The organism is Belnapia moabensis DSM 16746 (assembly GCF_000745835.1).
GTDB classification, from domain to species: domain Bacteria; phylum Pseudomonadota; class Alphaproteobacteria; order Acetobacterales; family Acetobacteraceae; genus Belnapia; species Belnapia moabensis.
Window position 1 is genome coordinate 61544 of the sequence record NZ_JQKB01000007.1, and the last position, 9304, is coordinate 70847.

Below are 9304 nucleotides of genomic sequence, written 5' to 3' on the forward strand. Positions count from 1 at the left end.
AGCCATCAGGCGGCTTTGCGGGGATGGGTCAGCCCGGCAGCCGCGGCCGGCGGCGCTGCTGGCGCGTCATCTGCCGCAGGATGGAGCGGCGCGGGCCGACGATGCGGCGGATCACCATGTAGAAGACCGGGGTGAAGAGTAGGCCGAAGGCCGTCACCCCGATCATGCCGAAGAACACCGCGGAGCCGACCGCGCGGCGCATCTCGGAGCCGGCCCCGCTGGCGATGACCAGCGGCAGCACGCCGAGGATGAAGGCGAGCGAGGTCATCAGGATGGCGCGGAGGCGAAGCCGGCAGGCCTCGACCACGGCCTCGATCGGGCTGACGCCCTCGTCCTCGCGCTGCTGGGCGAATTCGACGATGAGGATGGCGTTCTTCGCCGCCAGCCCGACCAGCACGACGAAGCCGATCTGCGTCAGGATGTTGACGTCCTGCCCGAGCATGCGGACGCCGAGCGTTGAGGTCAGCAGGCACATCGGCACGATGAGGATGACGGCGAAGGGCAGGCTCCAGGAGCCGTACTGCGCCGCCAGCACGAGGTAGACGAAGAGCACGCAGAGCGGGAAGACCAGCAGGCCGGCATTGCCGCTCTGCGTCTGCTCGTAGGAGAGGTCGGTCCAGTCGAAGCCGATGCCGTCCGGCAGGGTCCGCCGCGCCAGGCGATCGATGGCGGCGATGGCGGCGGCGGAGCCGGTGCCGGGCAGGATCTCGCCGGCGACCTCGGCGGAGGGATAGAGGTTGTAGCGCGGCACCCGCTGCGGGCCGGTGATGTCGCGGAGCGTCATCACATTGGCCAGCGGCACCATCTGGCCGTCGCTGTTGCGGGTGAAGAGGCGGGAGAGGTCGCCCGGCTCGCGGCGGTATTCCGGCGAGGCCTGGGCGACGACGCGCCAGTTGCGGCCATACGCGGTGAAGTCGTTCACGTAGGAGGAGCCGAGCAGCGTCTCGATGCTCTGGCTGAGGCGGGCGACGGGCACGCCGAGCATCTCGATCTTGCTGCGGTCGATATCGACGGCGATCAGCGGCGCGTCGATGCGGAAGGGCGTGTAGACCCCGCCGAGGCCGGGCACGCGGCGCAGGGCTGCGACGAAATCTTCGGCGGCGGCGGCGAGGATGGCGGTGCCGCGGCCGGTGCGGTCCTCGAGGCGCAGCGCGAAGCCGGCGCCGCTGCCGAGGCCGGGCACGGCGGGCGGCGGGATGACGAGCACGCTTGCCTCGTCCAGCACGGCGAGGCGGCGGCGCAGCTCGCGCAGGATGCTGGCCGAGGTAATGCCGTGCGGCAGGCGCTCCTCCCAGGGGGCGAAGACGGGGGTGAGCGTCCCCTGGTTGCTGCCGGCGGTGTTGGTGGCGCCGGAGATGCCGGACAGGGCCGAGACGCTGGCGATGCCGGGGATGTCGCGGACGATGGCGGCGGCGCGCTCGACGACCGCGGTGGTACGGGCGAGCGAGGCGCCGCCTGGCAGCTCGATGGAGACGACTGCATAGCCGCGGTCCTGCGCCGGGACGAAGCCCTGCGGCGCCGTCACCAGCAGGAACCCCGCCCCGCCGATCAGCAGCGCATAGAGCGCCAGCATCGGCCCGGTGCGCTGGACAAGGCGGCGGGTCAGCGCGCCATAGCCATCGGCCAGACGGTCGAAACCGCGGTTGAAGCCGTCGAGCAGGGCGGTGACCAGGCGGCGCAAGCGGCTGGGCCGGAGGATTGTCTTCGGCGGGTGGTGGCGGAGGATCAGCGAGGCGAGCGCCGGGCTGAGGGTGAGGGAGCAGAAGCAGGACAGCGCCGTCGCCACCGAGATGGTGATGGCGAATTGCCGGAAGAAGCGGCCGGTGATGCCGTCGAGGAAGGTTGTCGGGACGAAGACGGCGCAGAGCACCAGGGCGATGGAGATCAGCGCGCCGCCGACCTCGAGCATGGTGCGCTCCGCCGCGGCCGCGGGCGAGGGCTCCTCGGCCAGGTGACGCTCGACATTCTCGACGACGACGATCGCATCGTCCACCACGATGCCGACCGCCAGCACCAGGCCGAACAGCGTCAGCACGTTGAGGGTGAAGCCGAGCACGATCATCACGCCGAAGGTGCCGATCAACGAGACCGGGATGGCGAGGATCGGGATCATCGCCGCCCGCCAGTTCTGCAGGAAGAGCAGCACCACGAGCACGACAAGGACGACTGCCTCGCCGATGGTCTGCGCCAGCTCGTGCACGCTCTCGGCGACAAAGCGCGTCGGGTCGTAGGCGATCTCGGCCTTGATGCCGGCCGGGAAGTTCTGAGTGATGGCGTCCAGCCGCTCGCGGATCAGCCGCGCCGTGTCGAGCGAGTTGGAGCCGGGGCGCTGGGTGATGGCGAGCGCCACGGCCGGGCGGCCCTGAAGCGTGCTGCCGGTGGTGTAGGAGGCGGCGCCGATCTCGACATGGCCGATGTCGTGCAGCCGCAGCAGGCGGCCGCCGGCGCCGGCGCGGACGACAATGCGCTCGAACTCCGCCGGGTCGGCCAGGCGGCCACGGAAGGTGAGGTTGGGCTGGAAAGCTTGTCCGGTGACGGGCGGCTCGGCGATCTGGCCGCCGGCGATCTCGGCATTCTGAGCCTGGATGGCGGCGATCACGTCCTCGGCGGTGATGTTGTTGGCCATCATCCGCCCGGGGTCGAGCCAGACGCGCATGGCGTAGTCACGGGCGCCCTGCATGTCGATGTCGCCAATGCCGTCGATGCGCAGCAGCTCGTCGCGCACCTGGCGCAGGGCGAAGTTCGAGACGTAGAGCTGGTCGTAGGAGCCGTCCGGCGAGGTGACGAAGATGATCATCAACCGATCGGTGGCGATCTTCCGCGTGGTGACGCCCCAGCGGCGCACCTCCTCCGGCAGGCGGGGCAGGGCGGTGGAGACGGCGCCCTGGACGAGGATCTGCGCCCGGTCCGGGTCCGTGCCGAGGCGGAAGGTGACGGTGAGCGTCATCCGCCCGTCGGCCGTCGATTGCGAGGACATGTAGAGCATGCCCTCGGTGCCGTTCACCTCCTGCTCGATCGGCGTCGCCACGGTGTCGGCGACGACCTGGGCGGAGGCGCCGGGATAGTTGGTGGCGACGACGACGGTGGGCGGCGCGACGTCCGGATATTCGGAGATCGGCAGCGAGAGCATCGACAGGCCGCCGATGATGAGCAGCACCAGCGAGAGGACGCAGGCGAGGACCGGCTGGCGGACCGAGATGACGCCGATATTGCTCATGGGCGCGGCGCCATCGGCGGGCCGAGTTCCGATCTGGCCTGGGCCGGGGCGGGGCGGATGGGGGCCACCTGCTGGCCGGCGCGGGCGCGAGTGAGGCCGGTCACGGCGACCTCCTCATCGCCTTGGAGGCCGCTGCGGATGACGCGGAGCCCGTCATGCAGGGGACCCAGCTCCACCTGGCGCATCTGCAGGGTATTGTCCTGAGCGAGGACATAGACCACGCGGCGCGACTGGTCCGTGGTGACGGCGGCGTCGGGGACCAGCAGCGCCTGGTAGGGCGCGGAGGCGACCAGCCGGATGCGGGCGAAGACACCGGGCAACAGCAGGTCCCGCGGATTGGCGAAGCGGGCGCGGAGGCGGACGGTGCCGGTGCTGGCATCCGCCTCGTTGTCGACGAAGACGACCCGGCCGGTGCGGGGGAAGCCGGTCTCGTCGGCAAGCGCCAGCTGCACCGGGTTCGTCATGTCGCGTGAGGAGGGGCGGCCGCCGCTCTCGGCCAGGCGGGCGTAGCGCAGCGCCGCTGCCTGGTCGATGTCGAAGCTGACATCGATCGGGTCCATGGTGACGATGACGGCCAGCAGGGTGGCGCCGCTGCCCTCGCCGCCGGCGACGAGGTTGCCGGGGCTGACCAGGTGGCGGCCGATGCGGCCGGAGATCGGGGCGCGGATTTCGGTGAATTCGAGGTCGAGCTTGGCGCGCTGGAGGGCGGCATCGGCCTGGGTGACGGCGGCGCGGGCGGCTTCCAGCGCCTGGGCCCGCTGGTCGAGGCTGGCCTCGGAGCCGGCGCGGTATTGCAGCAGGTTGCCGGCGCGGGTGAATTCCCGCTCGGCGAGGATGAGTTGCGAGCGGGCGGCGGCGAGGCGCGCTTCGGCATCGGTGATGGCCGTCTCGAAGGGGCGGCGGTCGATGCGGAAGAGCGGATCGCCGCGGCGGACAACCTGGCCGTCGATGAAGGCGATGCTGTCAAGATAGCCGCTGACGCGGGAGCGCAGCTCGACCCGCTCGACGGGGACGAGGCGGCCGGTGAACTCGTCCCAGTCGGTGACCTCGCGGCGCATCGGGGGCATGACGGAGACGGTGGGCGGGGTATCGGCCGCGGTCGGCTCCTCCTCATGGCTGTCGCAGCCGGCGAGGAGGGCAAGGGCCAACAGGGCGTGCGCCAGCCGCGCCCTACGGCGCGCCAAGGGTCGGGCGTCGCGGTCTCCACTCGTCATTCTGGCCTCCGGCGGGAGGAGAATAAGCACGGAACCGGTTCAGGCGTCGAGCAGGGCGCGGACCTCGGCCTTGATGAAGGCGGCATCGGCCGGGTTCGGGCCCGGATTGCCGGCGCGGTGGCCCCAGATGCTTGGGATTACGGCAAGGCGACCATGCTTCAGGTGCGGCAGCTCCGCCTCGTTGTCGGCGACGCGGAAATAGAGGTCGGTGGCCGAGGGCATCAGCAGGACCCGCGCCTCGATGCGCGCCAGGGCCGCAGGCAGGTCGCCGCCATCGGCGATGTCGCCGGCATCCCAGGTCCGGAGCTGGGCGAGCAGGTCGGCGGCGGCGCGGCGGGCGAAGCGCTCCTCCCAATCGGTGCGGAGGAAGGTCTCGAGGTCCGGGGCGCCGAGCGCCGTCAGGTGGAGGTTGGCGCGGTAGAAATCCTGGCTCAGCGCCCAGGCCGCATAGACCCGGCCGAAGGCGCGCAGCGCGGCCGCGGGCTGGGCGGTGAAATGGTGGCGGCCGTCATATTCGGGGGCAGCTTCCAGCACGGCCATCTGGCTGCGGAGGAAGACCTGGTTGTGGACGGCGGTGCGGGCGCTGCCGCAATTGACGACGATGCGGGCGACCGCATCCGGGTAGGCGGCGGCCCAGTGATAAGCCTGCTGCGCGCCCATCGACCAGCCGTAGACGGCGTGCAGCCGCTCCACGCCGAAGACCTCGCGCAGCAGGCGGCGCTGGGCGCCCACATTGTCCCAGGCCGTCACCAACCCCGGCCAGGCGGGGCAGTTGGAGGGCGAGGTGGAGAGCCCGCCCGTGAACATGTTGGGGATGACGATGAACCAGCGGGTCGGGTCGAGGATGCCCTCCCGCCCGATCAGCCATTCGAGGTCGGGATGCTGCGCGCCGTAGCTGGTCGGGTAGAGGACGACGTTGTCGCGGGCGGTGTTGAGCGTGCCGTGGGTCTTCCAGACCAACTTCGCATCCGGCAGCACGCCGCCGCGGCGCAGCGGCAGGTCGCCGAGCGCGAAGACGCCCTCCGCCGTCGTCATGCGCGCAGCGTCCGCCAGTGCTCGGCATGCCAGCGCGCATAGCCGGGATGGAGATGGGCCAGCCGGCCGCGGAGTGCGGCATGGGCCTCGCCAAGGCGATGGAAGGGGATGAAGGGGTAGAGGTGGTGCTCGGCGTGGAAAGGCATGTTCCACATCAGCAGGCGCATCGGCCGCGTCGTCAGCATGGTGCGGGTGTTGGTCAGCCCGTTGCGGTCCATCGAGCAGCCGGTGTGCTCGGTGAAGAGGTAGAGGCGCAGCAGGGGCTGGCCGACGAGCTGCGGCAGGACCCAGAAGAGAAGGGGCGCCTCCCAGCCGAAGAGCAGGGCGGATAGCAGGGCGAGGCCCGCCAGCACCGCCACCATCGCCCGCATGCTGCGGATGATGCGGGGCGCCGTCGCCGGGTTGATGAAGGAATAGGCCGAAAGGTCGCCGCGCAGCCCGTCCCACAGGTTCCGCAGCCGGGCGCGCCAATAGGTGAGGGCGAGCATCTTCACGACGAAGCCGGGCAGGCGGGTTGGCGGGGGCGGGGCGAGTTCAGGGTCCTTCGCCGGGTCCTGGGTGTGCCGGTGATGGGCGAGGTGGAATTGCTGGTAGAAATGCCAGTTGAACAGGCCGGGCGCGCTGGCCAGCCAGCCGACCACGGCGTTCAGCCGGCGGTTGGCGAAGGCGGTGTGATGGACCGTCTCGTGCAGCGGGGCAAAGAGCGCCGCCTGTGCGATGCCGAGCAGCAGCACGGCCGGGGCCTTCCACCAGCCTGGCAGCAGCGCCACCAGCAGGCCGGCGCCTACGAGCAGGGAGAGGTGGATTGCGAGCTGGCGCAGCCCCTTCGCATCCGAGCGCGCCGAAAGATGCATCATCGTGGAAGGGGCTGGGGCCTGCATGGCTAGAAGGTGACCTCCCGGTTCACATCCTTGTAGAGCAGATAGGCCGCGCCGCCCCAGCCGGTGCAGTAGAACTGCTGCGGGACGAAGGAGCCCATCCAGATGAAGTCTCCCTCCCAAATTTCGTGCCAGTCGCGGTCGAGCAGCTGGAGGCCCTGGCCCTCCAGCATCAGCAGCCCGTGCTCGAAGATATGGGTCTCGACGCAGTGGAAATGCGTGCCGCGGTCGAAGCCCATGATGTTCATCTCGAAGTCCATGGACATGTCGAGCGTGCCGAGCAGGTATTGCCGCCAGCGGCCGCTGTCGTCGACGCGGGTGACGGGCGTTGTCTCCCGCGTGCCGAAGCGCGGGTCGGGCCGGGCCACGCCCTCGGCCGGGACATAGGGACGGGTGATCCAGACCGCCTTCGCCGTCTCTGCCCCGTTGTTGCGCAGGCTCCAGGTCGCCCCGGCCGGGATATAGGCGAAGCCGCCCGGCTCCAGGCTGGCGCTGTCCTGGTCGGCGGCGATGTCGAGCGTGCCGGCCAGGATGTAGAGGAAATGCTCCAGCCCGTCCTGGCGCGGCGCGGTGGTGCCGCCGCCGGGCTCGGCCTCGAGCCGCCCCTGGGCGAAGCGGGCGCCCATCACCGGGCTGGTCTGGTAGAAGACAGAGGCCTTGGTCAGCCAGGGCAGGGCGCTCGGGAACATCCCTTCCGGCGGCAGCACGGCGTAGTTGCGCGTGACCAGGCTGCGGTTGTGGCCGATGACGCCGGGGGGCACGAAGACTGGCATGGCTCTCGATGGCTCCGATGGGGCTCGCCGGGCATCTGTTCCATATCGCGATCGGCGGCGCAAAGCCGTTCGGCGCGGCGGTGCCACCCCGCGCGGAGGTGATGTTGCCGCTGGAAAGGGCCTGGGCCATTCATGCCCGCGCGGGCCGCCGCGCCGTCACGCACCCCCGGGAACAACATGGAACTGTTTGAATGACCTGGACCCAGGTTTACGATCCCTTGGGCAACATCGCCCTCTCCACCGTCGTCGCCGCGCTACCGGTCGTTATCATGCTGGTCTCGCTCGCCTTCCTGCGCATCGCGGCGCATTGGGCGGCGATCATCGCCCTCGTCGTTGCCGTGCTCTGCGCCAGCCTCGTCTTCGGCATGCCGGGCGGGATGGCGGTGCGGGCCGCGGGCCTCGGCATCCTCTCCGGCCTCTTCCCGATCGGCTGGATCGTACTGAACATCATCTTCCTCTATCGGCTGACGGTGGCGAATGGCAGCTTCGCCATCTTGCAGAAAGCCATCGCGGGCGTGACGCCGGACCGGCGGCTGCAATTGCTGCTGATCGCCTTCGCCTTCGGCGCCTTCTTCGAGGGAGCCGCGGGCTTCGGCACGCCGGTCGCGGTGACGGCGGCGATCCTGATCGGCCTCGGCTTCTCGCCGCTCGCCGCCTCCGGCCTGTCGCTGATCGCCAATACGGCGCCGGTCGCCTTCGGCGCGCTGGGCTCGCCGATCATCGCGCTTTCGGCCGTCACCGGGCTCGACCTCTATGACCTCTCGGCGATGATCGGGCGGCAGCTGCCTTTCTTCAGCCTGATCGTGCCCTTCTGGCTGATCTGGGCCTTCGCTGGCTTCCGGGCGATGCGGGATGTCTGGCCGGCCATCCTCGTCACCGGCGTCAGCTTCGCCGTGCCGCAATTCCTGGTCAGCAACTATATCGGGCCGATGCTGGTCGACGTGATCTCGGCGCTGGTCTGCATGGCCTGCCTGGTCGGCTTCCTCCGCGTGTGGCAGCCGCGGGAGGTCTGGACCAACCCGGCGCTGCGCGGCGCCGACCCGAGCGCGGGCATGGCGCCGGCCGTCGCGCCGCTCGGCGATGCGCCGCTCGACCGCGCCGCGCTGGTGCGGGCGTGGATGCCCTGGCTGATCCTCACCGTCTTCGTCTTCGCCTGGGGCCTGCCCGGCGTGCGGGCGGCGCTGAACGGCATCTTCACCACGAGCTTCCCGATCGAGGGGCTGCACAATGCCGTCGTCAAGGCACCGCCGGTGGTGGAGCGGGCGACGCCGGAAGCCGCCGTCTGGGCCTTCAACATCCTCTCAATGACGGGGACGGGCATCCTGTTCTCGTCGATCGTCGCGGGGCTGCTGATGCGCTTCTCGCCCTTTGAGCTGATCGCCGAATACGGGCGGACGATCTGGAAGGTGCGGCTCAGCCTCGTCACCATCGGCGCCATGCTCGGGCTCGGCACGCTGACGCGCTATTCGGGGCTGGATGCGACGATGGGGCTGGCCTTCGCCTCCACCGGCTTCCTCTTCCCGCTCTTCGGGACGATGCTCGGCTGGCTCGGCGTGGCGCTGACCGGCTCGGACACCGCCTCAAACGTGCTGTTCGGCGGGCTGCAGAAGATCACCGCGCAGCAGCTCGGCCTCTCGCCGGTGCTGATGGCGGCGGCCAATTCCTCGGGCGGCGTGATGGGCAAGATGATCGACGCGCAGAGCATCGTCGTCGCCTCCACCGCGACCAACTGGTTCGGTCAGGAGGGGACGATCCTGCGCTTCGTCTTCTTCCACTCGATCTGCCTGGCGGTGCTGGTCGGCCTGCTGGTGATGCTGCAGGCCTATGTCTGGCCCTTCACCGCGATGGTGGTGGGCGGGTAGCCAGCCGGCCAGCGAGCGCCCTGGGTGGAAAAAACGCCCAGGGCATAATACCCGGCGTCTGAAGGTCTGCCTCTTGGGGCTTGATCCGACGCGGACGGACGTGATTCATCGGCTGGCATGGCATATGGGGATGGACCATGCCGGCACTGATGATCCGCGAAGACATGCCGCCTGGTGAGTTGCGTCGATTGGCGAAAGCGGAGCGAGATCTGCGGGAGGCGCGACGCCTGCTGGCGATTGCGGCGGCCCTTGAGGGTCTGAGCCGCGAGGTGGCGGCCCGCATTGTCGGCATGGCCCGGCAGACGCTGCGGGACTGGGTTATCCG

8 protein-coding genes are annotated in these 9304 nt (G+C 70.1%); 3 read left to right on the plus strand and 5 right to left on the minus strand.

The features are described 5' to 3' along the window. Positions 1-28: 28 nt before the first annotated feature. The 5 genes from EP26_RS06370 to allE are packed head-to-tail and all read right to left on the minus strand — an operon-like array spanning position 29 to position 7117. Positions 29-3217 (minus strand): efflux RND transporter permease subunit, encoded by a 3189-nt coding sequence (locus EP26_RS06370; RefSeq protein WP_052388870.1) that lies wholly within the window; start codon positions 3215-3217, stop codon positions 29-31. Beyond that, positions 3214-4431, minus strand: coding sequence for an efflux RND transporter periplasmic adaptor subunit (locus EP26_RS06375; RefSeq protein WP_043337126.1), 1218 nt, complete (start codon positions 4429-4431; stop codon positions 3214-3216). Before EP26_RS06375 ends, EP26_RS06370 begins: the two co-directional genes overlap by 4 nt. A gap of 39 nt (positions 4432-4470) precedes the next feature. Further along, positions 4471-5466, minus strand: coding sequence for an alpha/beta fold hydrolase (locus tag EP26_RS06380; protein ID WP_043337128.1), 996 nt, complete (start codon positions 5464-5466; stop codon positions 4471-4473). After that, entirely contained in the window at positions 5463-6347 is an 885-nt protein-coding gene (locus EP26_RS06385; protein ID WP_043337131.1) for a fatty acid desaturase, read from the minus strand. Before EP26_RS06385 ends, EP26_RS06380 begins: the two co-directional genes overlap by 4 nt. Before the next feature lie 2 nt (positions 6348-6349). Then, on the minus strand, positions 6350-7117 hold the full coding sequence (allE, locus tag EP26_RS06390) for a (S)-ureidoglycine aminohydrolase (protein ID WP_043337133.1): 768 nt from the start codon (positions 7115-7117) through the stop codon (positions 6350-6352). Positions 7118-7134: 17 nt separating this feature from the next. Here allE and EP26_RS34660 point away from each other — a divergent pair, with 17 nt between their 5' ends. The 3 genes from EP26_RS34660 to EP26_RS36735 all read left to right on the plus strand — a co-directional run. After that, positions 7135-7308 carry a hypothetical protein gene (locus tag EP26_RS34660; protein WP_157033423.1) on the plus strand — a complete coding sequence of 58 codons (174 nt, stop codon included), beginning with the start codon at positions 7135-7137 and terminating at the stop codon, positions 7306-7308. After that, on the plus strand, positions 7309-8979 hold the full coding sequence (locus tag EP26_RS06395; protein WP_043337135.1) for an L-lactate permease: 1671 nt from the start codon (positions 7309-7311) through the stop codon (positions 8977-8979). It begins immediately after the preceding gene. Positions 8980-9116: 137 nt separating this feature from the next. Then, a partial coding sequence (locus EP26_RS36735) for a helix-turn-helix domain-containing protein (protein WP_211259388.1) occupies positions 9117-9304 on the plus strand: 188 nt, incomplete at its 3' end.

Excerpts from the sequence above, each read along its gene's own strand:
- EP26_RS06370 (WP_052388870.1), bottom strand. The coding sequence starts at position 3,217 with ATGAGCAATATCGGCGTCATCTCGGTCCGCCAGCCGGTCCTCGCCTGC.
- EP26_RS06375 (WP_043337126.1), bottom strand. The coding sequence starts at position 4,431 with ATGACGAGTGGAGACCGCGACGCCCGACCCTTGGCGCGCCGTAGGGCG.
- EP26_RS06380 (WP_043337128.1), bottom strand. The coding sequence starts at position 5,466 with ATGACGACGGCGGAGGGCGTCTTCGCGCTCGGCGACCTGCCGCTGCGC.
- EP26_RS06385 (WP_043337131.1), bottom strand. The coding sequence starts at position 6,347 with ATGCAGGCCCCAGCCCCTTCCACGATGATGCATCTTTCGGCGCGCTCG.
- allE (WP_043337133.1), bottom strand. The coding sequence starts at position 7,117 with ATGCCAGTCTTCGTGCCCCCCGGCGTCATCGGCCACAACCGCAGCCTG.
- EP26_RS34660 (WP_157033423.1), top strand. The coding sequence starts at position 7,135 with ATGGGGCTCGCCGGGCATCTGTTCCATATCGCGATCGGCGGCGCAAAG.
- EP26_RS06395 (WP_043337135.1), top strand. The coding sequence starts at position 7,309 with ATGACCTGGACCCAGGTTTACGATCCCTTGGGCAACATCGCCCTCTCC.